The following is a 25,757-nucleotide window of genomic DNA, read 5'->3' as shown; positions in this document are numbered from 1 at the left end:
GCCTAAGTCACGCCTACAGGGATAGCGGTGGGCAGCTCTTTAGTGCTGCTGAGAACGCGGTCAATCAACCCGTATTCCTTCGCCTCTTCAGGCGTAAGATAGAACATACGGTCAGTGTCTTTCTCTAGTTTTTCGACAGACTGGCCGGTGTTGCCCGATAAAATGTCGAGGAAAGAAGCTTTGTTAGAGAGTACTTCCTCTGCCCGAATCTGAATGTCAGTAGCCTGGCCTTGCGCCCCAGAGCGGGCCTGGTTAAGAACGATGGTGGCATGGGGTAAGCTCGCCCGCGAACCCTTCGCCCCAGAAGACAAAATCATCGCAGCGGTACCCATTGCCTGGCCTAAACAGATGGTGTGTACCGGCGGCTTGATATATTTCAGCGTGTCGCAAATGGCGAAGGCTTCAGTTTCGAAGCCTACGGCGTCACCGGTATACCAGGACGTGCCGGTAGAGTTGATGTAGAAATAGATAGGCTTATCGGGATCATCAAACTCTAAGTACAGCAGTTGGGCAATGATGAGCTTGGTCACATCAACGCCCATCTGCCGCTTGAAGTCGTCAGAAGAAACCAGCGGTGTACCCAGATAAACGATTCGCTCTTTGAGGAGAAGCGACGGCAGATCTGGCGGCGGGGTTCGATAGGCTTGTGCGCCTCCACCGTAGGGAGCTTGAACGGCCTTGATGGGAGAACTCATAAATGGCTCAGCTTGCTACGTTTTCAAAACATTACATAGTATGTTTTCCATAGTAGCTCGGGAGCGAACTCGCTGCGCTGTCGATAGTTTGGTGATTTTTGGTCGGTTTTTGGCGGATAACCCCACTCCCCGACATCCTCTTTCACATCTGGGATTGATCCTTGAGGCACTGATGTTAGATCAGTTAATTGGGGTAAATAAGAGTGAGTTTAGTTAAATGCGGGAGCTTGGTCGAGTATGAAAGTTGATTTGCAATGGGCCTTGAGCGATGCCCACATTCCTACCGATCAGCCCAATAGTCAGCGACAGCTTTCAGTATCGCTGTCAGCTAGCGGCGAAGGCTCGCAAGCGCCTTTGAACCTGTGCTTTGTGCTAGATCGCAGTGGCTCAATGATGGACACACCGCTAAAGACCGTCAAGCAGGCGGCGCATCGAATTATTGATCGGCTGACGGCGCGCGATCGCATCTCTATCATCGCCTTCGACCACAAAGCCGAAGTCCTGGTCAAAAATCAGCCCGCCACTGACCTGGAAGACATCAAGAGACGCATCGACGGACTACGGGCCGGGGGTGGCACTTCGATTGACGATGGCCTGAAGGCGGGGATCGGCGAACTGGCTTCGGGCAAGGAGGATCGCGTTTCTCAACTGCTGCTGCTGACCGATGGCGAAAATGAGCATGGCGACAATGCGCGGGCACTAAAGCTCGCAGACGTAGCCACTGGCTATAACTTGACGGTGAATACGCTGGGCTTTGGCGACCATTGGAATCAGGATGTGCTGGAGCAAATTGCCGACGCGGGCGGCGGTTCGCTGAACTACATTGAGCATGCTGAGGAAGCGATCGCTATCTTTGGTCGTCTATTCAAGCGCATCCAATCAGTCGGCCTCACCAACGCCTATCTCAACTTAGAGCTAGCAGACGGTACTCGACTGGCCGATCTAAAGCCGGTCGCCCAAGTTTCGCCTGAGACGATAGAACTCACCGCCGTCCAGGAAGGCAATCAGGCGATGGTGCGTATTGGCGATCTGATGAAGGAGCGGCCCCGCGTGATTTTGCTCAATTTGTACGTACCACAGCTCGCGGCGAGTACGGCGACGATTGCGCGGCTACAGGTGACCTGCGACAATCCAGCACTGGGTTTGACCGGGCAGGTGACCGAGACCTTCGAGATTCAAGTGGAAGCCCAGGACGCCTACGTTCCCAAGATAGATGCGAGCGTTCAGCAAAATATTTTGGCGCTGGCCAAATACCGGCAGACACAAATTGCGGAAGATAGGCTGAAGTCGGGCGATCGCCAGGGCGCAGTCACCATGCTGCAATCGGCGGCGAATACTGCCATTCAAATGGGCGATAAAAACGCGGCTACGGTTTTGCAAGAGAATGCTACGCAGTTGCAGGCTGGCGGGGAGCTGTCGGAGCGCGATCGCAAAAAGACCCGCATCGCCTCCAAAACTCAGCTTCAGTGATTTCCCTGAGCGGCCTGTCCCTTTGACGCTGTGTAGCCGATGTAAAGGCTGCTGACACTAATCCATAGAATCAAGCAAAGCCTTAGACCAGTCAACATCGTCGCTAGAAAGTGCTGGCGGCGGCGGCGATTGGCGGTAGTCAAGGGTAAGGTCGTAGGCTGCTTCGTCGTAGATAGCGACAAGGGCAGCTTGCAGATCGAGCGGAACGTCAGAGTCGGACGAGTGCAGCGGCACCGGGACAACAGGAAGCGGCGTGGGCAGGTCAACCGGCCAAATTTCAACCTGCTTAGCCTGAGCGCGAGTGAGGGCAATGCAGTAAGAAACGTCCGGCAGGCGCGGCTGCGCAAAAGGGCGAGTGCCACGTCTTAAGAGATCGAGTTCAAGCAGGTGAACATCGGCCTGATAGAGCCTTTGCCTTTTTTTTCGATAGGCCGTGAGACCGGGTTCCCGTTTATTTACCGGAGAAAGAATCTCGATGCTCGCCACGAGCTTGTTGTTAGCCGTATCGCGGATTTCAACACTGGTCAATCGAACCTGGATGGCTTGAGTCACAGGAAGCACTAGGGTTGCGGGCGTAATAGTGAGCGTGCTGCCAGTGGAAGGCAGAGTAGGGCGCTGCTGCGTTTCGACTACCTCAAGGGCGGGATAAAGGATGCCTATTTCGCCTTCAGGAAAAGGATCTTCAGCGAAGTAGACTTCTAAACGCGCTGCGTATTTGGGGCGAAGCAAAGGCGTGAGATGCTGCCTGATTTTGCTGGCTAAGGCACTATGCACATCAGGCCAGAGGTAGCCTTCCAAATAGGGATCCATTCCAGGAAAAGGAGAGGGCATGAATGCCCTTCAACAGATAGATCACTTAGTGCTCACGGTTGCCGATATTGAGCTGAGCTGCCAGTGGTACGCGAAGGTATTGGGTTGTCAGGTCGTTCGCTCCAAAGCAGTCAGTGGCGAAGATAGAGTGGCTTTGCGGATTGGCGACAGTCCGCAGAAGCTCAACCTGCATTCAGCGGAGCACCCGTTTCAGCCTGCGGCACAAATGCCCCAGCCGGGTTCAGCCGATCTGTGTTTTATCATGTCTACACCCCTGGAAGCAGCGATCGCACATTTCTCCCACTTAAACATCCAAATTATTGCTGGCCCGATACAGCGTACTGGCACACTTGGCCCTATCCTATCTGTGTATGTTCGTGATCCTGACGGCAATCTAGTTGAGGTAGCCAACCCGCTGAATGCAGATCCACCTTGAGCCTTTTACAGTGCATAAGCGCGTGCCACTCACCATCAGTCGGGGCACCAGCGCCAGTTCTACCAATCTTTGGGTGCGCGTTGAGGCAGAAGGCATCGCAGGATGGGGAGAAGCGACGCCATTTTCAGTAGATTCGGCCTCTGCGCAAACGCACGAGAAAATCGCTCGCGATTTAGCCGATGTAGTACCGCTCCTGTCCTCGCTGCATCCGCTTCAGCATCAAGCTATTGAAGCGCTGCTAGCCAAATCTGCAACCTGTTCGGCGGCGCGCGCCGCCATTGATGTGGCCCTGCACGACTGGCTCGGCAAACACACGGGCCTACCGCTGTGGCAGCTTTGGGGTCTGGATCTTCAGCAGATTAGCCCGACAGCGGTAACAGTCGGCATCAGCTCGCCCGAAAGCGCCGTAGAGCGATTGCAAAAATGGTGCGCTCAGCAGCAGGTCGCCTCTGTGAAGGTAAAGCTGGGAAGTCCTGCTGGGATTGCCGCTGACCAGGCTATGTTTGAAGCGCTGATGCCTCACGTCCCATCAGGGGCCAAGGTAAGCACTGACGCTAACGGTGGCTGGGCATTAGCGGATGCACTGACGATGTCTCACTGGCTAGCAGAGCGCGGCGTGACCTACCTGGAGCAGCCTTTAGCTGTAGCTGATGACGCCCTGCTTCCCGATCTGTATGAAAAGTCGCCGCTGCCTATTTTCATAGACGAAAGCTGCTTTACCGGCGCAGATATTCCCCGTTTGGCACACTGTGTTCATGGCATCAATATTAAGCTAATGAAATCGGGCGGGCTGACAGAGGCGAGGCGAATGATCCACACGGCTAGAGCCTGCGGATTGCAGGTGATGTTTGGCTGCTATTCTGACAGCGCCATTTCTAACACGGCCCTCGCCCAGCTTTCTCCCCTGGCTGACCATCTCGACCTTGATAGCCACTTCAACCTCAAAGACGATCCGTTCTCTGGCGCTCAGCTAGCTAACGGCGCGCTAGTACCCAACAATCACCCCGGACTGGGCCTCTCTCGCCATGCTGACTTCTGATGATCGGATTGCCATTCTGATGCACGACGGCCTCCAGGGAGCCAAGGGCAAAACCGGCATTTCCCTGCTGCGCTATAGCCAAAATTCTATCGTGGCCGTGATTGACGAAGCTGCCGCTGGTGAATCGATTCCAGCCTTGACCGGAATCGACCGTGAGGTGCCGATTGTGCCCTCTTTGCAGGCGGCTTTGCCGCTAAAGCCGACCGTCTTAGCAATCGGGTTAGCGCCCTCGGGCGGCATTTTGCCGGAGCCCTGGTACGCCGAAGTTAAGCAGGCGGTAAAGGCAGGGCTTTCGGTGATGAATGGCCTGCACACTCAGATGAATCAGGATGCTGAGATCGCCGGTTCAATTGCGCCCGGTCGGTGGGTGTGGGATATGCGGCAGGAGCCCGAGGGACTGACTGTCGGTGGGGGGAAGGCGAGGTTGTTGGAGTGCGATCGCGTGCTCACAGTCGGCACTGACATGTCCGTCGGCAAAATGTCCACCAGCATAGAACTCAACCGCACCGCCAAGGCCAGCGGCCTGCGCTCCAAACTGATTGCCACCGGTCAAACTGGCCTCATGCTCGGTGAAGACGGAGTCCCGCTCGATGCAATTCGCGTAGACTACGCTTCGGGTGCGGTTGAGCAGTGCTTAACTCGCTATGGCGACGACCACGATGTTCTCTTTGTAGAAGGTCAGGGCTCGCTATTCAACCCAGCTTCTACGGCAACTTTGCCGCTGATCAGAGGCACTCAGCCTACTCATCTCATCCTGGTTCACAAGGCTAATCTCACCCACATTCAGCACTTTTCGGACTTTCAAATTCCGCCGCTGACTGAAGTTGTGAAGCTATACGAATCGGTTACTACAGCGGGCGGCACGTTTGCTCCGGCTAAGGTGGTAGGGATTGCGCTGAATACGTTTGGGTTGGATGAGGAAGCGGCTAGGGGGGCGATCGCAGACACATCCCAACAGACCGGCTTAACCTGCACCGACGCCGTCCGATTCGGTGGAGAGCCTTTACTGAAAGAGATTATGGAGGGACACTAAACCAAAGACGTAATTGGCACTGATGCGATCCATACTTAAATGGGCGATCACCTACTGTAACGTAATCGCCTATTCCATCTACAATTAGCCGCAGTCAAAACCACCTTGACCAGTCATCTGAACACTCGGTTCGCCAATATTAGCGTGGCTTTTTCAGGCGATAGGTAATGCGGCCTTTAGTGAGATCGTAGGGGGTGAGTTCTACCTTGACGCGATCGCCTGGCAAAATCTTAATATAGTTGCGGCGAATCTTACCAGAGATATGGGCCAGTACGTTAAAGCCGTTATCGAGATCGACTCTAAACATTGCGTTCGGAAGCGACTCGGTAATCGTCCCTTCCATTTCAATCAAATCCTGCTTAGACAATTAGCTATTCCTCATCAGTCACGTATATCGTTACCTCTAGCCTAGCAAACTGCCGAATAAACACCGAATCGGAAACCCGATCCGTCTGGCTGGTTGCCGCTACCGATGGGTAGTTTATGGCTTAGCTTCTGACTTTATATCTGGTTCTACTTCCGGCGTGGCTTCTGGGTCTTGCTTCACGATGGTCTGAAGCACCTGAGTTACCGTATCTAAATCTTGATTGCCATCCACAGAGCGCAGTAGCTGCCGCCCCTGATAAAAATCGATTAGCGGCTCAGTCTGCTCCCGGTAGACTTCCAGACGGTTGCGAATGACCGATTCCTCATCATCTTTACGGCCTCGCTCTAGCATCCGCGCAACCAGCTCTTCGTCAGGCACCTCTAGATTGATCACAAACTCGCAGGTTTGCTCAATCTCGGTTAGCAGCCGATCCAAAAACTCAGCCTGCTCTACATTGCGAGGAAACCCGTCTAGCAGCCAGCCGTTGGCGGTGTCCGCTTGACCTAGCCGCTCGCGAATCAGCCCCAGCATCAGATCATTGGGCACTAGCTCCCCAGCGCTCATATATCCGTCGGCCTTCTGCCCCAGCTCCGTTTTTGCCTTGACCGCTGCTCGCAGAATGTCTCCAGTAGAGATATGAGGAACCTCGCAGCGCTGGGACAGGATTTGAGCCTGCGTGCCTTTCCCTGCACCCGGCGGGCCTAAGAAAATCAGTCTAGTCATTACTGCTTCACCATGCCCTCGTAGCGCTGCGAGATCACGTAGGTTTGAATTTGCTTAGCCGTATCGATGGCTACCCCTACCAAAATCAACAGCGAAGTGGCACCGAAGCCTTGAAAGGTCTGCACGCGAGTGGCGCTTTCCACCAGACTGGGGACGACCGCCACCAGGCCCAAGAAGATTGCCCCTAAAAACGTCAGCCTGTTTAGAACTTTGCCGATGTAGTCGGTCGTCGCCCGCCCTGGCCGAATGCCCGGAATACTAGCTCCCATTTTTTTCAAGTTACGAGACATGTCTTCTGGGTTTACCACCAGCGACGCATAAAAGTAGCTGAAGAAAATAATCATCAGCAGGTACACCAAAATGTACAGCGGCGAGGTAGCCCGGAAGTTTTCGCTCATAAACTCGGCAAAAGCCTGGCTGGGGATGTACTGCACCAGCGAGATCGGGATAATCAGCATAGAGGAAGCAAAAATGATCGGCATCACGCCCCCCTGATTCAGTCGCAGTGGTAAGTAGTTGCTTTTCTCTAAGTACAGCTTCCTGCCAACCTGACGACGCGCAGAGACGATGGGAATGCGGCGGGTGCCTTCTTGTACAAAGACAATGCCGATAATGGTAGCGATAAACACGAGGAATAAAATGACGATGCCGCCGATGGTGCTGCGATCACCCGTCTGCGCCAGATCAACCGTCTCGCCCAATACCCGAGGCAGCGACGACACAATGTTGAGAAAAATTAGCAGCGATGCCCCATTTCCCAGTCCACGCTCCGTAATCAGCTCGCCGATCCACATCACGAACATAGAGCCTGCCGTCAGTGCGATCACCGTCTCAAAAACGAACGGCACACCAAAATCGTAGGCAAAGTCTCGCAGCAAAAAGCACGAGAGCATTGTGCTCTGCACAATAGTCCAGCCAAAGGCAACATAGCGGGTTACCTGAGAGATTTTCCGCCGGCCTGCTTCCCCTTCATTTTTCTGCAAGTCTTCCAGGGCTGGAATTGCCGCCGTCAGCAATTGCATGATGATGGAGGCGTTAATGAAAGGCAAAATGCCCAGGGCAAAAATGCCAACCAGTGACAGACCGCCACCGCCGATAATGTCTAAAAACCCGAGGACGCCGCCCGCACCGCCGCCCTGAACGAAGTTAGAAAACTCGGCGCGATCAATGCCAGGAACCGGAATATAAATCCCTAATCGCACCAGCACCAAAAGGCCAACAGTCACCAGCAGACGGCTACGCAGCCCCGCTGCCTGGGCCATCTGCAAAAATGTCTCTTGAGCGCTGGGCGACTTGCCTTGACTCACAACCATATCTAAAAACCTCTTATAGCGCTAAGCCGTGTCTCTGTCGCTTTGGCTGCATTAGCGCTGGCCACTTTGCTCAGATCTCAACGATGTCACAAGCCGATATCCTAATGCCTTAAGGACATCGGCTGTCTCCATTTTAGATTAAAGATTCTACTTTAACGATAGAGGCATTAAGCAACCCCGGAGAGAAGATCAAACGATTTCGCAGCTACCCCCGGCAGCTTCAATTTTCTCGCGTGCCGACCGAGTAAAAGCAGCCGCCTTTACGTTGAGCGCCGTAGACAGTTCGCCATCGCCTAATATCTTCAGCGGGCCGTCGTCAGTTGTGATGATGCCAGCTTCCATCAGAGAGGTTAGCGTAACGTCGCTATTGGCCGCTAGGTCAGCTAGCCCCCTGACGTTGATCACCGTGTAGTCCTTCTGATTGACAATGGGAAAATGCTTCAGCTTGGGAATACGACGATAGAGGGGCATCTGACCGCCTTCAAACCCGGGACGAGTCCCACTACCGGAGCGAGACTTTTGACCGCGCATTCCAAAGCCGCAGCTAGCGCCCTGGCCTGCAGCGATGCCGCGCCCCTTACGCTTTTTTCGTCTTTTTGAGCCCGCCTTGGGCTTTGCGTCTTCTAATCTCATCTCAGAGTGGTCTCCTTATGGGTAAGCGTCGCCCGAGTTGTGCTCGGGTAATCGCAGGTCAAGCGTATAGTTTTTCGAGCGGAATACCACGCTCTTCGGCAACATCAGCCAGGGTTCTCAGCGAGTCAAGGGCTTCTGCGGCGGCGCGAGCATTGTTGAGCGGGTTGTCTGATCCTAATTGCTTAGCCAGGATGTTACGAATGCCTGCTAGCTCTAGGACAATGCGTACAGCACCCCCAGCAATTACCCCGGTACCTGGGGCCGCCGGACGCATGAACACTCTTGCCCCACCCGCGCGACCAGTTGAGGGATGCGGAATTGAGTAAGCCTTATTCAAAGGCACTTCTACCAAATGCTTTTTGCCATCAGCAACGCCTTTTTTGACTGCGCCAATGACATCGCTGGCTTTACCCACACCGACGCCCACCTGGCCCTTTTCATTTCCGACGACCACAATGGCCCGGAAGCTGAGCTTTTTACCGCCCTTCACTACCTTGGTCACGCGGCGAATTTGGACGACGCGCTCCTGCCATTCAGAATCTTTCTCGCGGCCTTTATTTTTTTTTCGACGATCTCTATTATCTGCCATGCTCTTTAACCATTGTTACAACCTTAGATGTATGCGCGAGTGATTTACCCCGGCAAATTGCCTCGGGTACAAATCAGTATGAAGCTTTAAAACTTAAGGCCAGCTTCACGGGCCGCATCCGCTAAAGCTGCTACCCGACCGTGATAGAGCTTACCGCCCCGGTCAAAGACCACCTGCGAAATGTCTTTTGCTAGGGATCGCTCTGCAATGAGTTTACCAACGGCGGCGGCGGCTTCTGAATTAGAGCCCGTTTTTATCTCAGCATCTTTATCTAAAGTAGACGCTGCCGCCAGCGTCTTGTGCTCAGTATCGTCAATTATCTGGGCATAAATGTGCTGGTTAGAGCGGAAGATAGCCAGTCTGGGTCGCTCGGTGGTGCCTTTTACCCGACGGCGAACGCGCGCATGGCGGCGGCGGGTAGATTCTCTACGGGTTGTTTTCATGTTTAGTTACCTACCTACTTGCCTGCCTTGCCGGCCTTACGTCTGACTTGTTCGCCTGCGTAGCGAACGCCTTTTCCTTTGTAGGGTTCGGGCGGTCTAGCGGCGCGCACTCTGGCGGCGGTGTTGCCGACTATTTCTTTATCGATGCCGCTCACGGTAACGTTGGTGTTACCTTCTACTGCGAACTGAATGCCCTGAGGCGGTTCGAATTCTACGGGGTGACTGTAGCCAAGGGCCATCACCAGCTTTTGACCCTGCAGCGAAGCCCTGTAGCCCACGCCCTGGATTTCTAGCTTCTTTTGATAGCCGTTGGAAACCCCTTCTACCATGTTGGCAATCAGGGTGCGAACTAAGCCGTGCCGCTGCCTGGCATTGCGAGACTCATTGCGGCGAGTCACGACAATTTCTTCGCCTTCTTGGACAAAAGCTATCTCCGGGGGTAGCTCGCGGGCGAGTTCGCCCTTAGGGCCTTTGACGGTGACGTGTTGGCCGTCGATAGTGATAGTTACCGCTTTAGGGACGGCCACAGGCTGCTTGCCAATTCTAGACATTTTTTTCCTCCTTTTGGGCCTGCATGATCAGGTCTAATAGATGTAGCAAAGGACTTCTCCGCCAATACCCTGACGTCGCGCATCGCGATCAGTCATAACGCCGCTGGAGGTGGAAATAATCGCAATACCGATGCCGCCGAGCACTCTAGGTAGCTCTTTGCGGTTGGAGTACACCCGCAGGCCCGGTTTGCTGACGCGGGTCAGGTTGCGAATGATCGGCTGACGCTGCTTGCCTTTGTACTTCAGCGTGATGGTAATTTTGCGCGTGATGCCTTCGCCGCTATCCTCAGTCTCGGCGACAAAGCCTTCTTCTTTCAGAACGTTGGCAATGCTGCGAGTCATTTTGGTCGATGGAATATCGACGGTTTGGTGATGCGCAAGCGTAGCATTCCGAATGCGCGTCAGCATATCTGAAATCGTGTCGTTAGACGCCATAATCCTCTTGTTTGCTACTGCCTCAGTTATCTCGGAAGGGCATTCCCAATTCCTTCAGAAGGGCGCGGCCTTCTTCATCGGTACTCGCGGTAGTGACAATGGTGATGTCCATACCGCGAATTTGGTCAACGCTGTCGTAATCGACCTCTGGGAAAATCAGCTGCTCGCGCAGGCCCAGGGTGTAGTTGCCACGGCCATCAAAGCTGCGAGGACTAACGCCTCTAAAGTCTCTGATGCGGGGCAGGGTTAAATTGATTAGGCGGTTCGTGAAAGCGTACATGCGGTCTGAACGAAGCGTCACTTTGACGCCGACCGGCATACCTTCGCGAATCTTAAAGCCTGCGATCGCGCGCTTAGCTCTAGTAACCACCGGACGCTGTCCGGTAATCATGGCCAGTTCGCTAATTGAAGATTCTAAAGCTTTAGCGTTTTGAGACGCCTCGCCTAAGCCCCGGTTAACGGTAACTTTGGCAAGCTTCGGAATCTGGTGGGGGTTAGTATAGCCAAACTGTTCGGTCAGCTTGGGGACTACCTGCTCTTGATAGAGTGTCTTGAGTGAATCGGCCATTGCATCCTCTGAATGTTTCCCTGGGCTTGGTCAGGGCATTGTTGATCAGTCTAAAATCTCACCGGTCTTTTTAAGCATTCGCACTTTACGACCATCGTCAGTCAAGGTGTGGGCTACCCGGCTAGCCACCTTTTGTTTGGTGGAGTAGAGCATCACATTGGAGCTGTGAACCGGAAACTCTTTGGTCAGAATTTGGCCGGACTCGCCTTCTTGCTGAGGCTTAACGTGCTTGGTGCGGATGTTAACGCCCTGCACAATCACCTGAGACTTTTTGGCACTGATGGCAACGACTTCACCGACCTTGCCTTTGTCTTTACCGGAGATCACCTGTACGGTGTCTCCCTTTTTGACGTGCATCTTTTGACGCACGACCTCTTTCTGCTTACGCATTTAAAGTACCTCCGGCGCTAGCGAAACAATTTTGGTGAAGCCTTTATCGCGCAGCTCACGAGCAACTGGGCCAAAGACCCGGGTTCCTCTGGGGTTGCTGCCATCTTGCGTGATGATCACAGCGGCGTTGTCATCAAAGCGGATGCTCATTCCGCTTTGACGACGAATGCCTTTGCGCGTGCGTACGACGACTGCTTTGACCACATCGGATTTTTTTACACCCATGTTAGGGAGCGCGTCTTTGACGACGGCAACAATGACATCGCCCACGCCTGCATATTGCTTGCGCCCACCGAGCACTCGAATGCACATCAGCTTACGAGCGCCGCTGTTGTCGGCTACGTTTAAATAGGTCTCTTGCTGAATCATGGTTTTATCCTCGCCTTAGCTGTCTGGCTCTATATGTCTGAAGAACTGAGGATATCGGCCACGACCCATCGTTTGGTGCGGCTGAGCGGACGGGTCTCGCTGATCTTGACGCGATCGCCCGTTTTGCAGTTATTTTCCTCGTCGTGGGCTTTATAGCGCTGAGTTCGCACCATAATTTTGCCGTACTTAGGGTGCTGCACGCGGGTTTCCACCGCCACCACCACCGTCTTATCCATCTTGTCGCTGACCACTTGGCCAATTCTCTCTTTCGCTGCCATAGTTCTTTAAGCCTCTCCCGGGGCCGCTGTCTCAGTCACTGTCTCAGTCGCTGTCTCTTTTGCCGCTAGCTGCCGCTCTTTTTGAATGGTCATCAGCTGCGCTAGCTGACGGCGCGTGTGCCGAAACTGATGAAAGCCGGTTTCCATTTGCCGGGTGGCCTTCTTAAATCGCAAGTCGAACAGCTCTCGCTTGATTCGGGCAATCTCTGTCGTGATTTCTCCGTCACTCAGCGCTCTAATATCTGTAACTTTTGTCAATGCCATTAGAATTAGCCCTCCTCGCTGTCTTTCGCAATGAATTTGGTCTTGAAAGGGAGCTTGAAAGAGGCCAGTCGCATGGCTTCTCTAGCAATTTCTTCAGTGACACCCGCAATCTCAAAGACCACTCGACCCGGCTTAATTACCGCCACCCAAAATTCTGGGTTACCTTTACCCGAACCCATTCTGGTTTCAGCGGCTCGCATCGTCACTGACTTGTCCGGAAAGACCCGAATCCAAATCTTGCCGCCGCGACGGATATAGCGAGTCATGGCTCGTCTAGCGGCTTCAATCTGGCGCGAGGTCATCCACGAGGGCTCAGTCGCCTGCAGCGCAAACTGGCCGAAGTTGATTTCGTTACCTCGGTGGGCCATGCCACGCATCCGACCGCGATGCTGCTTTCTAAATTTTGTTCTTCTTGGGCTTAACATGATTGATCACACTGAAAAATAGAGGCAAGGGCTGTCGGCAAGGCGGGTTTACGAATCGTTGGAGCGATCTTCAAACTGCTGACGGCGGCGAGGCTGACGGCGGCGAGGCTGAGATTTGGTATCTTCAGGCTGATTTTCTTGCCCCGGTATGACTTCACCTTTAAATACCCAGGTTTTAACGCCCAAGATGCCGTAGGTGGTCTGAGCCGTGCGATAGGCGTAGTCGATATTGGCTCGCAGCGTGTGTAGAGGCACCCGGCCTTCGCGGGTCCACTCAGTACGGGCAATTTCGGCCCCGTTGAGGCGACCGCTCACCTGAATTTTGATGCCTTCGACACCAGCTCGCTGCGCTCTTTGAATCGCCTGCCTTACAACCCGGCGAAAAGAAACCCGGCGCTCTAGCTGCTGCGTGATGTACTCGCAGATCAGTCCGGCGTCAGCATCGACGCGAGTCACTTCGACCACGTTGATTCTGATCTGGCGACTGCTGTCTTTGATCTGGTTTTGCAGACCGACTCGCAGCGCTTCAATACCTGCGCCCCCTCTGCCGACGACTACGCCAGGCCGAGCGGTGCGCACTTCCAGATCGATTTGATCTGCCTTGCGCTCAATATGTACCTCTGAAATACCGGCGTTGGCCAGGTTTTTCTCAACGTACTGACGAATCTCATGATCTTCTTTGAGCAGGTCCGGGTAACGGTTTTTGTCGGCATACCAGCGGGAGCGATGCTCCTGGGTGATGCCAAGACGAAGACCGGTAGGGTGAATCTTCTGTCCCACTGATGTACTCCTTAAAAAACGACTTTAGAACGGGGTTGATGGCGATCAGGGCAGCTATGCTTCGGTGCCGGGGGCGACAGCGATCGCAATATGGCAAGTCGGCTTGCGAATCTGGTAGGCACGGCCCTGAGCGCGCGGCCTGAAGCGCTTCAATACGGGACCCTGGTCGGCGTACGCTTCGCTGATGTAGAGTTCGACCGGGTCAAGCCCATTGTTATGCTCTGCATTAGCGACTGCCGAACGCAGCACTTTAAGAATTGGCTCGCAGGATTTATAAGGCATAAATTCGAGCATGATTAGCGCCTCACGGTAAGAGCGCCCGCGAATCTGGTCGAGAACGCGGCGCACTTTGCGAGGCGACATGCGAACGAACTTAGCCGTTGCCTTCACTTGTAACTCTGAATCAATATCAATCATTTCTTCAAATTCCTCTAGCGCCGTGCCTTTTTGTCGCTCTTAGCATGGCCCCTGAAGGTTCGAGTCGGGGCAAATTCACCCAGCTTATGACCCACCATTTGCTCATTGATAAAGACGGGCACATGCTGACGACCATTGTGCACAGCCACCGTATGACCGATGAACTGAGGAATAATGGTCGAAGCGCGAGACCAGGTTTTAATCACCTGCTTTTCATTCTTCGCATTGAGCTTTTCAATTTTGGTGAGAAGGTGATCCGCCACGAATGGCCCCTTCTTTAGGGAACGAGACATGCTATTAAACCTAAAAACTAAACCTGTAAAATCTAAATCGCCGTTGCTAGCTGCTTAGCTACCCAAAAACTCAAACCCTAAGCGTTACGACCGCCACGACCCCGCTTAGAAGACCGACGCCGTCGGCGCACAATCAGCGAGTCGCTGCCTTTCTTCTTCTTCCGGGTTTTGTAGCCGAGCGCTGGCTTACCCCAAGGCGTTACCGGGCCGCTGCGACCAATCGGCGCACGGCCTTCACCCCCACCATGTGGGTGGTCTACCGGGTTCATCACACTGCCGCGTACTTCCGGACGACGACCGGCCCAGCGCTTGCGACCCGCCTTACCCAAAGTCAGGTTGCGGTGCTCAACGTTGCCAACCTGACCGATCGTGGCGTAGCACTCACGGCGAACCATTCGCACTTCGCTAGAAGGCAGCTTCAGCGTGACATAGCCACCTTCTTTAGCGACTAGCTGTGCGCCCGCACCGGCTGAGCGCACCATCTGGCCACCCTTTCCAGCGACTAGCTCTACATTGTGAACCGTGGTTCCTAAAGGAATTCGGTGCAGCGGCAGCGCATTGCCGACTTCAAAAGGGGCCTCTTCACTAGCAATGATTGAGTCGCCAACGGCTAGCCCAACCGGGTGGAGGATATAGCGCTTTTCACCATCTTGGTAGTTGACCAGCGCGATCCGAGCATTGCGGTTGGGATCGTACTCAATAGTGGCAACTTTAGCGGGAATGTTGCGCTTGTCGCGCTTAAAGTCAACCTGACGGTACAGCCGCTTGTGACCGCCACCACGGTGACGACAGGTAATTACCCCTCGGTTATTACGCCCTTTAGGACGGTGAACCGAGTAGGTCAGAGACTTTTCTGGCTTATCTACGGTGATGCTAGAAAAGTCGGAGACGGTACGCTCGCGCGTGCCCGGCGTTAGAGGTCGATAGGAGCGAATGCCCATGGCTATACTTGTCGCTTTTGGTACTTCTGTGGTCTGAGGCTATGGTCTGGGGTTAGCAGCTTAAACGTCTGGGAAGAGCGTGATGGTATCGCCCTCAGCCAGCGTGACCACCGCTCGCTTGTAAGTCGCCCGGTGGCCAATAAATTGACCCACTCGGCGCTTTTTGCGCGGTGGATTTTGGGTGCTAATGCCGATCACCTTCACCTCGAAGAGTTCTTCAATGGCGCTCCGGATTTGAGGCTTGGTTGCCTTGGGGGCCACTTCAAAGGTGTACTGATTGTTTTCCAGGGCGATCGTCGCCTTTTCGGTAATCAGCGGCTTACGAATAATGTCGGGCAGTTCGTACGCTTCAAATCGTTTACTCACCGTAGACCTCCTGAATTTTTTCAAGGGCAGATGCCGTTACCACGATCTTGTCGGCATACAAAATGTCATAGATATTGAGGGTGACAGCGGAGATCAGCTTGATGGTCGGTACATTGCGCACGGAGCGGTGAAGCGTCTCGTTCTTTTCAACCGTAATCAGCAGAATCTTAGCGGTACTATCAACGCCCCAGCGATCAATAGCGGCTAACATCTCTTTAGTCTTGGGCTGAGTCAGTTCGCTAACGAAATCTTGAACGACAACCATGTCTTCAGCGCAGCTCAAGAAAGCAGTGCGCAGGGCCAACCGCCGCTCTTTGCGATTCATTTTAGTGGTGTAGTCGCGAGGCTTGGGGCCAAAGATTACACCGCCGCCTCTCCATAGGGGAGAACGAATGGAGCCTGCTCGCGCTCGCCCTGTACCCTTTTGTCTCCAGGGCTTGCGGCCACCCCCGCGTACTTCAGCGCGAGTTTTGCTGGAGGCGGTACCCTGACGACCGTTATTTATCTGACGCACCAACGCCCGGTGGACGATATGCGGCGCGTTTGCTTCGTTGGCAACTCTGAGGTCTAGGGTCGCTGTGCCCGCCTCTCCGCCTTGCCAGTCTTTAATTACACAATCAACCATAATGTATCCTTTGGCCTACCGCCCGACGATATCTGCAGGCTACTGCCCGACAATGTTTGCAGGCACAATACTCAGCAGTGTGCCGGGCTTACCCGGTACAGTTCCTTTGACAAGCAGCAGATTGCGATCGCTATCTACTCTCTGCACACTCAGCTTGCGAACCGTTACTCTTTTGTTACCCATCTGACCCGCCATCTTTTTGCCGGGATAAACGCGGCCTGGTGTGGTACCAGCACCAATAGAGCCCGGAGCCCGATGGTTTTTAGAACCGTGAGCCATTGGCCCGCGCCGGAAGTTATTTCGCTTCTGGTTGCCCGCAAACCCTTTACCGATGCTGATGCCGCTTACATCGATCAGCTGACCTGCTTCAAAACGGTCTGCTGCCAGTGCTTGCCCCACCTCAAACTCGTCAGCCTCATCGACTCGGTACTCCCGCAGGTGGCGCACCGGAGAAGCTCCAGACTTACCCAGGTGACCTAGCTTGGGCCTGTTAAGCGCCTTTTCTTTGACCGCTCCAAAGCCAAGCTGCACAGACGAATATCCGTCTGTCTGCTTTGTCTTTATCTGCGTAATCACGCAGGGGCCAGCTTGAATGACGGTCACTGGCACAGCATTGCCAATTTCGTCAAACACCTGGGTCATGCCCAGTTTGGTACCAAGAATCCCGACAGACACTAATCCTCGTCTCCGCTTCACGACGCCAAGAGCACTGATGGACGAATCCACCGCGATGCCTTTTGACACAACACAACCAGCCAGCAGCAGGCCGCTTAACCAACCTTTCCTATTAGCCCATGAGCATCAGAAAAACAGTCAGCCAGCGCCTACTTTACTTAGCCACACTGGAAATCGCTTGGTAGAACCGGTGTAGGGGATCCAGATTAATGGGATCGCTCGAACACGGCTTACCTTTTTCGCCTCAGACTTGGAGGATACTCAGAGCTGAAAGAAACTCGTGACTTAGGACGGAATAGCTCACGCTAGATCGTCTTCGCTAACAAGCTTTCAGACAAAAGAGCAGTTTCTCTCCAGTATCTGTTTAACGGCGACAGTCTCCAATCATACACGCTTTTGACTGTGTTTTCAGCCTTTTGAGAAATTTTTGAGCAAAAAATTTTTGAGCAAACCTTTCAAAGCCGCTTGGCCAACACTAGAGAATCGCCGCGCACAAGAGAAGCTGTATCATACCGCAAGATCTCAATGCTTGGGACTTGGACTAGGAAATTGATTTTCGTCGTCTTGGCAAGGGTAAATGGGGGATGGGTAAAAGGGGCGCAATCGAGTTGTAGGCGGTTGCTGGCAGAAGACTCACTTAAGATTAGACCTGTTTAACCAGCCCATGGGGCTATTTTCTCGGGCCGGGTTTATGGAGTAGGATGTCCTCTGTGTCCCCTTCTAGACGGCTAATTTACTATGGCACTGCTTGCACTGGGCAATAAGTTTACTCGCGATTTGGAAAAGGCCGGCGCTCTGGCAGTACGAATGCCACTAGAAGGGGGGTTTGAAGGCCGTTACCGCCGCCGGGTGCGCTCGGCAGGCTACGAGTGCGCCTATATGTCAGCGCGAGGCTTGGGCGATCTGTCGGCTTATCTGTTAGATGTGCATGGCGTGCGGCCTCCTCACTTGGGTAAGAAGAATATAGAGGGGGCGGCGGTGGGCGATCGCTATTTCATCCCGCCAATCGTGAGCTACCGCTTAGAAGCACTGTCACCTAAGTCTAAAGGGCTGTTGCTGTGGCTGATCGAAGGCCATATTCTCTCCAGTCAGGAGGTGGACTTTCTGGCATCGCTGCCGACGATTGAGCCCCGTGTAAAAGTGGTATTAGAAGTGGGGGGCGATCGCACCTTTACCTGGTTCCCCCTCAAAGAAGTTGTCGCGGCTTGAGACCTGCCACCCGCTAGCATAGAGCGGTGGAAACCTCCGAAGCCAAGACTAAAACAACCCTCCGTACTGACCCGCTCACGCCGCTAGCCTCACTGCAAGCGGGCGTTTGGTTCAAGCTTATTTGCGGTGCAAGCTATCAAGATCTTCCAGCAGTCAGGAACTTGGCGCTTGCCTACGCTCTAGCAGGCGCTGACTGTATTGACGTGGCCGCAGATCCGGCCGTAGTAGCCGCGGCAAAGGCAGGACTAGCAGCGGCTGAGCGCATTGCTAACGGCCCTAATTTTTCCGGTTCCTATCGGCGGCCCTGGCTGATGGTCAGCATGAGCGCTGGGGCAGATCCTCACTTTCGCAAAGCCTGGTTTGACCCGGCCAACTGTCCGGCTGATTGTCCGCGCCCTTGTGAGCAGATTTGTCCGGCGGCGGCGATCGCTTTCGATGCCCAATCATCAGGGGTCATTCGCGATCGCTGCTATGGCTGCGGACGCTGTTTGCCCGTATGCCCGCTGGGACTGATCGAAGCGCGGTCATATCCGACGACGTTAAATGCGATCGCTCAGCAGGTGCTCAGCCAGGCAGACGCCCTAGAAATTCATACGCAGGTTGGCCAGCAGGCAGCCTTTGAACGCCTGTGGCAAACCCTGTATCCGCAGATGGGTCATCTCAAGCTGATTTCTATCAGTTGTCCTGATGGAGAAGGCCTAATTTCCTATCTCACTGAGCTACAGCGCCTTATTTGTTCGACCGCCACCGGCCCGACTTTGGTCTGGCAGACAGACGGTCGGCCCATGAGCGGTGACATTGGTCGGGGCACGACGCACGCCGCCATTCGCCTGGCTCAGAAAGTTCTGGCTTCTGGGCTAACGGGCTATGTGCAGCTAGCAGGCGGGACTAATCAATACACAGCGCTCAAGCTTAAAGAACTAGGTCTTTTAAACTCACGCCAGGTAGGTCGCACCGCTGGCCATACTACTCATCAAACAGTAGCGGGGATCGCCTATGGCAGCTTCGCGCGACACTTGTTAATGTCAGTTATTGAGCAAACCCTTTATCTTGAAGAGGATCCCCATACGTTGTGGAAGGCTGTGGAGCTAGCCGAATCTTTAGTGGGGCCTTTGAAAGCGGTCATGTCGTCAAGGTAGCTGCGCCTTTTACAGCCTCTGTGCATAGAGTATGGGCAGTAGCAGTAGCATTTATGGGCAGTAGCATTTTTGACTTTCATCTGACCGTCACCCAATACACTACTTTCTCGCTCATCCATTCTCTATGCAAAGTCTTGACGACAGCTTGTTTGACAGTGGCCCCTCGGAAGAATCTACAGAGAACTCTACCGAAGTCTCATCAGCATCCCGTTCAAAACCACAGGCCGCAGCTCAGACCGACAATGCCTCCGATCAGTCCGCCACTCCCCAAGTCACCGATGACTTATCTCAGCTACTAGCCATTCTGCCTGCCTACATTCGAGCCACCCTGACCGACCACCCTCACCGCGATCAGCTGATTGAGGTGGTTTTAGATCTGGGCCGTCAGCCAGAAGCCCGATTTTCAGACGCGGTGGAATATCTCTCTGAGACGCCAGTTTCCAAGGCCGATTTGCAGCACTGCATTGACCGGGTCGGTCACTTTGGCGGCGATAACCGGGCTGGGCTAGAGAAAACGCTGCACCGAATTAGCGCCATTCGCAACCGAGCGGGTGAAGTCATCGGACTCACCTGCCGGGTAGGGCGAGCGATTTTTGGCACGATTGGCCTGATTCGCGATCTGGTAGAAACCGGCGGGTCAATCCTACTGCTCGGACGGCCAGGCGTTGGGAAAACGACGGCGCTTAGAGAAATTGCTCGGGTGCTGGCCGACGATCTGATGAAGCGGGTGGTGATTATTGACACCTCCAATGAAATCGCGGGCGATGGCGATATTCCCCATCCGGCGATTGGGCGCGCGCGGCGAATGCAGGTAGCCCGGCCCGAACAACAGCATCAGGTGATGATTGAGGCGGTAGAAAACCACATGCCTGAGGTAATCGTCATTGACGAAATTGGCACGGAGCTAGAAGCACTGGCAGCTCGCACCATTGCCGAACGCGGCGTGCAGCTAGTCGGCACGGCCCACGGCAACCGGCTGGAAAACCTGATCAAAAACCCAACGCTCTCCGATTTGGTCGGCGGCATTCAGTCAGTCACGTTAGGAGATGATGAGGCCCGGCGACGAGGTAGCCAGAAGAGCGTACTAGAGCGCAAAGCGCCGCCGACTTTTGACATCGCGGTAGAGATGCTAGAGCGTCAGCGCTGGGTTGTGCATGAAGAGGTAGCCGATACCGTGGACTATCTGCTGCGAGGCCGGGTGCCAGGTCAACAGGTGCGATCGCTCAGCCCTGACAACCAGGTTGTGATCACCGACGAGCTACCTGGTGAATCTTCTTTAGCGACCCCTGCCCTGCGAGCTGACCGGCGAGGGCAATTGCGCTCTGGCAGCTTAAAGTCGCCACAGCCTGCCCCAGGTGGTTGGCGTTCTACCGGGCGAATGAAGCCTTTGGGGTCTGACTCATTCGGTAAGCGAGCCAGCCGTCCGCCAGCGGTTGTCGATGAGCGGCAAAGCTTTCAGACCCTGCTGGATAATTCACTAGCTCAGTTACCGGCTTCTTCGAGTCGTCTAGATCGCAAGGGCGTGAACGCTACCGAAGAAGATGACAGCAATCTGACCCGCATTTACGCCTATGGCATTAGCCGTCAGCAGCTAGATCATGTTGTGCGTACTCTGTCTTTGCCAGTGAAATTTACCAAAGAGCTGGCTTCGGCAGATGCGGTATTGGCTTTGCGATCGCATATCCGCAACCACTCCAAACTCCAGCAGGTCGCCAAGGCGCGGCAGGTGCCGGTATATACCGTCAAATCTAACAGCATTCCTCAAATCACTCGCTCCCTGCGGCGCGTCTTAGATCTTGACGACGAAGGAGAAATGTCAGAAGCGATCAACCTGGATCTGTTTGCCCACAACGGCGCAGACGATGAGCTAGAGGCACTAGAAGAAGCGCGGCTAGCCGTCGAGCAGATTGTCATCCCTAAAAGCCAGCCGGTGGAATTGCTGCCGCGATCGCCCAAAATCCGAAAAATGCAGCATGAGCTAGCCGAGCACTACCGGCTCAAATCCTTGAGCTTTGGCGAGGAGCCTAACCGGCGACTGAGGATCTATCCTGCCTAAGAGCTAGACTGAAGACAGGGGATCAACGAAATCTCCCCCGCCTTTAGGACTATTCTTGCCGTCCCCCATTCAGATAAGATGACAGCTAAGGTGCGTGCCTAGCTGCATTCACGCCCGTAACCTGTCAAAATGCTATCCCCCGATTTTTCATGAGAAGTTTACTGTCTCGCGCGTTTGCCCTAATGCTGGTGGCCGTGATCGCGTTGACGGGCTGTAGTGCAGTTGAGCCAAGCGATGGCCTCAGTGGCAACTACACCGAAGACACGATTGCGCTGATCGATAGCCTTAGAGATTCCATCGCCCTGCCCAATGACACTTCCGACAAAGTAGAGCTACAGGCCGAAGCCAAACAGCAAATTAACGACTTTGCCTCCCGCTATCGGCGCGATGGGGCAGTTTCTAACTTAAGTTCGTTTGCAACTATGCGCACCGCGCTCAATGCCTTAGCGGGTCACTACAGCTCTTACCCCAACCGCCCCGTACCGCAAAAGTTACAGGATCGCCTAGAGCAAGAATTCCGCCAGGTAGAAGCGGCCCTGAAACGCGGGGCCTGACGGTTTTGAGGCTGCTCTTTAGCCTCAGTGAGAAAGCAGCGTAGCAAAAATCTCTACACAGTTATTTGATACTTGTAGAGATCTTTGCTAAGATTGCAAATCTGTGTAGTAAACCTAACCAATTTTAGGACATGAAAGTCCGAGCATCTGTTCGAAAAATGTGTGAAAAGTGCCGAGTCATCCGCCGTCGTGGTCGGGTGATGGTCATTTGCCCTAACCCCAAGCATAAGCAGCGTCAGGGTTAGCAACGGCAGGCCTTGCTGTCAGGATTGAGCTAAGCTCATCATTCTGCGCAGCGGTCAACAGTGATAAAGATCTAGACCATAGAGAGCTAGAGAGAAAAATCTGAATCAATTGAGTAAAGTATCAGTTGGTTTTGAGTCTACAGAATATAGGTCTATAGCGCTTTCTACAGGTGGGGTTACCTACCAATCAGCGGGCATAGAAAATCTATTTTTGACGAATATTTACGCTCAGCGTGAGCGGGCAAAGAAGGGAGAAATAATCGGTGGCACGGATTGCGGGCGTTGACCTGCCAAGAGACAAACGGATTGAAATCGGCCTGACCTACATCTACGGCGTGGGCCTCAGTCGCTCTCATCAGATTTTAGAGAAAACGGGTGTCAACCCCGACACTCGGGTAAAGGATCTAGAAGATGCAGACGTCATTAAGCTGAGAGAAACCGTCGAGGGTGATTACCTGATTGAGGGTGATCTGCGCCGTCAGGTAAATCTAAACATCAAGCGACTGATGGATATCGGTTGCTATCGGGGTCGTCGTCACCGGGTGGGGTTACCCGTGCGCGGTCAGCGAACTCGAACTAATAGCCGCACTCGTCGCAGCGGTAAGCGAACGATTGCTGGCAAGAAAAAGCCGCCGCGCAAGTAATGCCTAGCAATGGGCTTTAGCGGCTGTGTTTTGAACGGGTTAAGCCCTGGCAAATACGGACAACAGCTGGCTGACGGTAGCGCGCACTGATGGAGATCAGTTCGCGCTTTCGCGTGAAATTCTTAGGACATTTTGGATAGGGATAGTTTGGATAATTAGACATGGCAAAACCAGTTAGAAAGACCGGGCCTCGTAAGCAGAAAAAAAATATCCCCAATGGGGTTGCGCACATTCAATCGACTTTTAACAACACCATTGTGACCATTACCGATGCTAGCGGTAATGCAGTCTCTTGGGCCTCTGCGGGTTCTAGCGGGTTTAAAGGGGCAAAAAAGGGCACGCCTTTTGCTGCTCAAACTGCCGCCGACGGGGCTGCTCGTCGGGCCATTGATCAGGGCATGCGTCAGTGCGAAGTTCAAGTCAGTGGTCCTGGGTCTGGTCGCGAGACGGCGATTCGCGCTTTGCAAGGCGCAGGGCTAGAAATTACGCTGATCCGCGATGTGACGCCGATTCCTCACAATGGTTGCCGCCCACCCAAGCGTCGTCGGGTGTAGGCGATCGCCCGATCTGAACGTTTACAGAGATATTTAGCTAAAAGCAACAAGAATTAGCCGATAAAGCCCTTGCCAGGCTACTTGAGCAAAGAAAAGAGGTGAGTGAATGGCACAGTTTCAAGTTAATTGCGTAGAATCCATCGTTGACGACGACCAGAGTCAGTACAGCCGGTTTATCATAGAGCCCCTAGAGCGCAGCCAGGGGACGACCGTCGGCAATGCCCTCCGCCGTGTGCTGCTCTCTAACCTGGAGGGAACGGCGATCACTGCCGTCCGAATTGCCGGTGCCAGCCACGAATTTTCCACTATTCCAGGCGTTCGTGAAGATGTACTAGACATCTTGCTGAACATGAAGGAGATGGTGATGAAAAGTTATTCAGTTCAGCCTCAAATTGGCCGATTAGTGGTGCAGGGCCCCGCTAAAGTGACCGCTGCCAGCTTTGATCTGCCCTCTGAGGTCGAGCTGATCAGCACTGATCAGTACATCGCTTCGGTTTCGGCAGGCAATACTCTAGAGATGGAGTTTCGGATTGAGCAGGGCAAAGGCTACCGGGCCATTGACCGCAGCCGAGAAGAAACAGGCGGCGTAGACTTTATGCAGATCGACGCGGTCTTTATGCCTGTGCGTAAGGTCAACTACAGTGTCGAAAACTTTATCGACACCGCTGGCGATCCAAAAGATCGGCTGGTGATGGAGATTTGGACAAAAGGTAGCTTAACGGCGCAGCAGGCGATGAGCGAGGCGGCAGCGCTGCTCGTTGACATGTTTAGCCCGCTTAAAGATGTCACCTTAGAGCCTAAGCGCGACGAAGACACCAAAGAAGAAGATCCCACCTATCAGATTCCGATTGAGGAACTGCAGCTGTCGGTACGTGCCTACAACTGTCTTAAGCGGGCTCAGATCAACGCAGTTTCTGACCTGTTGGACTACAGCCAGGAAGACCTGCTGGAGATCAAAAACTTCGGTCAGAAATCGGCTGAGGAAGTGGTCGAGGCTCTACAGGTGCACTTGGGGATTATGCTGCCGCTGGAGAAACCGGCCAAAACTGCTTAGTTTTTAGCTTTCAGCTAACCCATTTCTCAAGACCATCAAAATTCAAGATAGTTACAAGGGAGAAAATCGATGCGACATGGTCGTCGTATACCAAAGCTGGGTAAGGCTGCTGACCAGCGCAAAGCCTTATTGCGATCGCTCACTACTGAGCTCATTCGTCACGGCCGAATCAAAACCACCGAAGTCAGAGCCAAAGCCGTCCGCGCCGAAGCCGAGCGGATGGTGACGCTGGCCAAAGAGGGTTCGCTCTCTGCCCGCCGCCGGGCCATTGGCTACATTTACGACAAGCAGCTGGTGCATGCCCTGTTTGACCAGGCTCCTGAGCGCTACGCGGATCGCGAAGGCGGCTACACTCGCGTTGTGCGAACCGTCAGCCGTCGAGGCGACAATGCTCGGATGGCAATCATCGAACTCACCTAGCGATTGATCGCTGCCAGGGAATTAACAGATGGCTAGCTACGCTGCCCGGCGGGCTGAGCAGCGAACCTCCAAACAGCTAGCAAACGTGCCACCAGATAAGCAGAAAACTCAGCGGGTAGCGATAGTTATCCAGTATCGGGGGACTGCATTTCACGGCTGGCAACGGCAGGCTAGCGAACGGACCGTGCAGGCTGAGATTGAGGAAGCGATCGCCTCAGTCCTTGGCCATCACACCGCCCTCCAGGGCGCAGGGAGAACTGACGCTGGCGTACATGCCGCCGCCCAAGTGGCTCACTTTGTAGCCCCAGCGGTGATTCCAGCAGAGCGCTGGGCCACCATTCTCAATGACCGGCTGCCCGATGATGACATTGTGATCCGAGCTGCTACGTTAGTTGCCGATGATTGGCACGCTCAGTTCTCAGCCGAGTGGCGGCGATATCGGTATATTTTCTACACTAGCCGCTACCCTAACTTGTTTGTCGGGCCATTTGTCTGGCACTACTACCGGCGGGCGCTAGATGAAAGCCTGATGCTGGCTGCACTTAACCCTTTATTGGGTTATCATGATCTGGCCGCGTTTCATCGCGCTGGCTCAGAGCGATCGCATTCCTGGGTAGAGCTGCAGGAAGTACAGTGCCGCCGCTCGGGGCATTTTATTCAGGTAGAGCTACAGGCCAACGGCTTTCTGTATGGCATGGTTCGCCTGATCATGGGGCTGCTGGTGGAAGTGGGGGAAGGGCGGCGATCGCCCGCTGACTTTACCGCCATCTGGCAAAACCAGCGTCGGGATTTGGTAAGATATTCAGCTCCCCCTCAAGGACTTTGCCTACTGCGAGTAGGCTACAAAGATTTTCCGTTTTCCCCCGAGGTCTGGGTAGATACTCAGCCTCAGTTTTCACTCTCTAGTTTCACTGTCAATCAGTGATGTTCAACGATTCACGAAGCTTACGGTAA

The 25,757-nt window shown here is 54.0% G+C and carries 37 protein-coding genes; 14 read left to right on the top strand and 23 right to left on the bottom strand.

Translation table 11 applies throughout. The annotated features are described in order from the left end of the window. Positions 1-2 precede the first annotated feature (2 nt). Positions 3-695, bottom strand: coding sequence for an ATP-dependent Clp protease proteolytic subunit (locus tag CKL79_RS04590; protein WP_121968416.1), 693 nt, complete (start codon positions 693-695; stop codon positions 3-5). 237 nt (positions 696-932) lie between these two features. On the opposite strand from CKL79_RS04590, the gene CKL79_RS04585 reads away from it, so the two are divergent. After that, complete coding sequence (locus tag CKL79_RS04585) at positions 933-2,165, top strand: VWA domain-containing protein (RefSeq protein ID WP_121968415.1); 1,233 nt, start codon at positions 933-935, stop codon at positions 2,163-2,165. Positions 2,166-2,222: 57 nt separating this feature from the next. On the opposite strand, the gene CKL79_RS04580 is transcribed toward CKL79_RS04585, so the two are convergent. Further along, the gene (locus tag CKL79_RS04580; RefSeq protein WP_121968414.1) at positions 2,223-2,996 is read right to left on the bottom strand and encodes a DUF4058 family protein; all 774 of its coding nucleotides are present in this window, start codon (positions 2,994-2,996) and stop codon (positions 2,223-2,225) included. Here CKL79_RS04580 and CKL79_RS04575 point away from each other — a divergent pair. Genes CKL79_RS04575 through CKL79_RS04565 form a run of 3 tightly spaced genes read left to right on the top strand, consistent with a single transcriptional unit; the run spans position 2,995 to position 5,483 of the window. Then, positions 2,995-3,411, top strand: coding sequence for a VOC family protein (locus tag CKL79_RS04575; RefSeq protein WP_121968413.1), 417 nt, complete (start codon positions 2,995-2,997; stop codon positions 3,409-3,411). The genes CKL79_RS04580 and CKL79_RS04575 overlap by 2 nt on opposite strands. After that, positions 3,395-4,450, top strand: coding sequence for a dipeptide epimerase (locus tag CKL79_RS04570; RefSeq protein ID WP_121968412.1), 1,056 nt, complete (start codon positions 3,395-3,397; stop codon positions 4,448-4,450). Before CKL79_RS04575 ends, CKL79_RS04570 begins: the two co-directional genes overlap by 17 nt. Further along, the gene (locus CKL79_RS04565) at positions 4,437-5,483 is read left to right on the top strand and encodes a DUF1611 domain-containing protein (protein ID WP_121968411.1); all 1,047 of its coding nucleotides are present in this window, start codon (positions 4,437-4,439) and stop codon (positions 5,481-5,483) included. Before CKL79_RS04570 ends, CKL79_RS04565 begins: the two co-directional genes overlap by 14 nt. 139 nt (positions 5,484-5,622) lie before the next feature. On the opposite strand, the gene infA is transcribed toward CKL79_RS04565, so the two are convergent. The 21 genes from infA to rplC all read right to left on the bottom strand — a co-directional run bounded on the left by infA (position 5,623) and on the right by rplC (position 16,928). Then, a complete protein-coding gene (gene infA, locus CKL79_RS04560) occupies positions 5,623-5,850 on the bottom strand; it encodes a translation initiation factor IF-1 (protein WP_006455294.1) in 228 nt (75 codons plus the stop codon). A 114-nt stretch (positions 5,851-5,964) separates the two neighbouring features. Continuing rightward, on the bottom strand, positions 5,965-6,573 hold the full coding sequence (locus CKL79_RS04555) for an adenylate kinase (protein WP_121968410.1): 609 nt from the start codon (positions 6,571-6,573) through the stop codon (positions 5,965-5,967). Continuing rightward, positions 6,573-7,886, bottom strand: a complete 1,314-nt coding sequence (secY, locus tag CKL79_RS04550; protein ID WP_121968409.1) for a preprotein translocase subunit SecY — start codon at positions 7,884-7,886, stop codon at positions 6,573-6,575. Before secY ends, CKL79_RS04555 begins: the two co-directional genes overlap by 1 nt. Positions 7,887-8,075: 189 nt before the next feature. Next, entirely contained in the window at positions 8,076-8,519 is a 444-nt protein-coding gene (gene rplO, locus CKL79_RS04545) for a 50S ribosomal protein L15 (RefSeq protein ID WP_121968408.1), read from the bottom strand. Between the two features lie 58 nt (positions 8,520-8,577). Then, positions 8,578-9,108, bottom strand: coding sequence for a 30S ribosomal protein S5 (gene rpsE, locus CKL79_RS04540; RefSeq protein WP_121968407.1), 531 nt, complete (start codon positions 9,106-9,108; stop codon positions 8,578-8,580). Between the two features lie 86 nt (positions 9,109-9,194). Further along, a complete protein-coding gene (gene rplR, locus CKL79_RS04535) occupies positions 9,195-9,551 on the bottom strand; it encodes a 50S ribosomal protein L18 (protein ID WP_121968406.1) in 357 nt (118 codons plus the stop codon). 14 nt (positions 9,552-9,565) lie between these two features. Then, a complete protein-coding gene (rplF, locus tag CKL79_RS04530; RefSeq protein ID WP_121968405.1) occupies positions 9,566-10,102 on the bottom strand; it encodes a 50S ribosomal protein L6 in 537 nt (178 codons plus the stop codon). A gap of 33 nt (positions 10,103-10,135) precedes the next feature. Then, positions 10,136-10,537, bottom strand: a complete 402-nt coding sequence (gene rpsH / locus CKL79_RS04525; protein ID WP_121968404.1) for a 30S ribosomal protein S8 — start codon at positions 10,535-10,537, stop codon at positions 10,136-10,138. 22 nt (positions 10,538-10,559) lie between these two features. Further along, a complete protein-coding gene (rplE, locus tag CKL79_RS04520) occupies positions 10,560-11,105 on the bottom strand; it encodes a 50S ribosomal protein L5 (RefSeq protein WP_121968403.1) in 546 nt (181 codons plus the stop codon). Between the two features lie 45 nt (positions 11,106-11,150). Continuing rightward, positions 11,151-11,495 (bottom strand): 50S ribosomal protein L24, encoded by a 345-nt coding sequence (rplX, locus tag CKL79_RS04515; RefSeq protein ID WP_240518654.1) that lies wholly within the window; start codon positions 11,493-11,495, stop codon positions 11,151-11,153. Further along, entirely contained in the window at positions 11,496-11,864 is a 369-nt protein-coding gene (gene rplN, locus CKL79_RS04510) for a 50S ribosomal protein L14 (RefSeq protein ID WP_121968402.1), read from the bottom strand. It lies immediately after the preceding gene. Between the two features lie 29 nt (positions 11,865-11,893). Further along, positions 11,894-12,142, bottom strand: a complete 249-nt coding sequence (gene rpsQ, locus CKL79_RS04505) for a 30S ribosomal protein S17 (protein ID WP_121968401.1) — start codon at positions 12,140-12,142, stop codon at positions 11,894-11,896. Positions 12,143-12,148: 6 nt separating this feature from the next. Further along, positions 12,149-12,406, bottom strand: a complete 258-nt coding sequence (gene rpmC / locus CKL79_RS04500; protein WP_121968400.1) for a 50S ribosomal protein L29 — start codon at positions 12,404-12,406, stop codon at positions 12,149-12,151. Between the two features lie 5 nt (positions 12,407-12,411). Further along, entirely contained in the window at positions 12,412-12,831 is a 420-nt protein-coding gene (gene rplP / locus CKL79_RS04495) for a 50S ribosomal protein L16 (protein ID WP_121968399.1), read from the bottom strand. A 48-nt stretch (positions 12,832-12,879) separates the two neighbouring features. After that, the gene (rpsC, locus tag CKL79_RS04490; protein ID WP_121968398.1) at positions 12,880-13,611 is read right to left on the bottom strand and encodes a 30S ribosomal protein S3; all 732 of its coding nucleotides are present in this window, start codon (positions 13,609-13,611) and stop codon (positions 12,880-12,882) included. 54 nt (positions 13,612-13,665) lie between these two features. Continuing rightward, entirely contained in the window at positions 13,666-14,025 is a 360-nt protein-coding gene (rplV, locus tag CKL79_RS04485; RefSeq protein ID WP_121968530.1) for a 50S ribosomal protein L22, read from the bottom strand. A gap of 17 nt (positions 14,026-14,042) precedes the next feature. Beyond that, complete coding sequence (gene rpsS / locus CKL79_RS04480; protein WP_121968397.1) at positions 14,043-14,321, bottom strand: 30S ribosomal protein S19; 279 nt, start codon at positions 14,319-14,321, stop codon at positions 14,043-14,045. Positions 14,322-14,398: 77 nt separating this feature from the next. Further along, positions 14,399-15,262, bottom strand: a complete 864-nt coding sequence (gene rplB / locus CKL79_RS04475) for a 50S ribosomal protein L2 (RefSeq protein ID WP_121968396.1) — start codon at positions 15,260-15,262, stop codon at positions 14,399-14,401. A gap of 60 nt (positions 15,263-15,322) precedes the next feature. Beyond that, the gene (locus CKL79_RS04470) at positions 15,323-15,628 is read right to left on the bottom strand and encodes a 50S ribosomal protein L23 (RefSeq protein WP_121968395.1); all 306 of its coding nucleotides are present in this window, start codon (positions 15,626-15,628) and stop codon (positions 15,323-15,325) included. After that, a complete protein-coding gene (rplD, locus tag CKL79_RS04465; RefSeq protein ID WP_121968394.1) occupies positions 15,621-16,253 on the bottom strand; it encodes a 50S ribosomal protein L4 in 633 nt (210 codons plus the stop codon). Before rplD ends, CKL79_RS04470 begins: the two co-directional genes overlap by 8 nt. Positions 16,254-16,292: 39 nt before the next feature. Beyond that, positions 16,293-16,928: a 50S ribosomal protein L3 gene (gene rplC, locus CKL79_RS04460; protein WP_121968393.1), complete on the bottom strand. Its 636-nt coding sequence runs from the start codon at positions 16,926-16,928 to the stop codon at positions 16,293-16,295. Positions 16,929-17,666: 738 nt separating this feature from the next. Between rplC and CKL79_RS04455 the strand changes: the two genes are divergently transcribed. The 10 genes from CKL79_RS04455 (at position 17,667) to truA (ending at position 25,728) form a co-directional block, all read left to right on the top strand. Next, a complete protein-coding gene (locus CKL79_RS04455) occupies positions 17,667-18,137 on the top strand; it encodes an NAD(P)H-quinone oxidoreductase subunit N (RefSeq protein WP_121968392.1) in 471 nt (156 codons plus the stop codon). A gap of 26 nt (positions 18,138-18,163) precedes the next feature. Beyond that, positions 18,164-19,276, top strand: coding sequence for an LdpA C-terminal domain-containing domain (locus CKL79_RS04450; RefSeq protein ID WP_121968391.1), 1,113 nt, complete (start codon positions 18,164-18,166; stop codon positions 19,274-19,276). 124 nt (positions 19,277-19,400) lie between these two features. Next, positions 19,401-21,332 (top strand): R3H domain-containing nucleic acid-binding protein, encoded by a 1,932-nt coding sequence (locus CKL79_RS04445; protein ID WP_121968390.1) that lies wholly within the window; start codon positions 19,401-19,403, stop codon positions 21,330-21,332. Between the two features lie 149 nt (positions 21,333-21,481). Then, a complete protein-coding gene (gene psb27 / locus CKL79_RS04440) occupies positions 21,482-21,886 on the top strand; it encodes a photosystem II protein Psb27 (protein ID WP_121968389.1) in 405 nt (134 codons plus the stop codon). A 131-nt stretch (positions 21,887-22,017) separates the two neighbouring features. Continuing rightward, entirely contained in the window at positions 22,018-22,131 is a 114-nt protein-coding gene (gene rpmJ, locus CKL79_RS04435; protein WP_121968388.1) for a 50S ribosomal protein L36, read from the top strand. Between the two features lie 263 nt (positions 22,132-22,394). Then, complete coding sequence (gene rpsM / locus CKL79_RS04430; RefSeq protein ID WP_121968387.1) at positions 22,395-22,775, top strand: 30S ribosomal protein S13; 381 nt, start codon at positions 22,395-22,397, stop codon at positions 22,773-22,775. Positions 22,776-22,936: 161 nt separating this feature from the next. Further along, the gene (gene rpsK / locus CKL79_RS04425; protein WP_121968386.1) at positions 22,937-23,329 is read left to right on the top strand and encodes a 30S ribosomal protein S11; all 393 of its coding nucleotides are present in this window, start codon (positions 22,937-22,939) and stop codon (positions 23,327-23,329) included. 106 nt (positions 23,330-23,435) lie between these two features. After that, entirely contained in the window at positions 23,436-24,383 is a 948-nt protein-coding gene (locus CKL79_RS04420; RefSeq protein WP_121968385.1) for a DNA-directed RNA polymerase subunit alpha, read from the top strand. Positions 24,384-24,452: 69 nt separating this feature from the next. Beyond that, positions 24,453-24,803 (top strand): 50S ribosomal protein L17, encoded by a 351-nt coding sequence (gene rplQ, locus CKL79_RS04415; protein ID WP_121968384.1) that lies wholly within the window; start codon positions 24,453-24,455, stop codon positions 24,801-24,803. Positions 24,804-24,831: 28 nt separating this feature from the next. After that, positions 24,832-25,728 (top strand): tRNA pseudouridine(38-40) synthase TruA, encoded by an 897-nt coding sequence (gene truA, locus CKL79_RS04410; RefSeq protein WP_121968383.1) that lies wholly within the window; start codon positions 24,832-24,834, stop codon positions 25,726-25,728. The last annotated feature ends 29 nt before the right edge of the window (positions 25,729-25,757 follow it).

Origin of the sequence: Leptolyngbya sp. BC1307 (assembly GCF_002286735.1) — a bacterium.
Taxonomy (GTDB): domain Bacteria; phylum Cyanobacteriota; class Cyanobacteriia; order Phormidesmidales; family Phormidesmidaceae; genus Phormidesmis.
The sequence above is the reverse complement of the archived record's forward strand: the minus strand, read 5'-3'. Positions and strand labels throughout refer to the sequence as shown.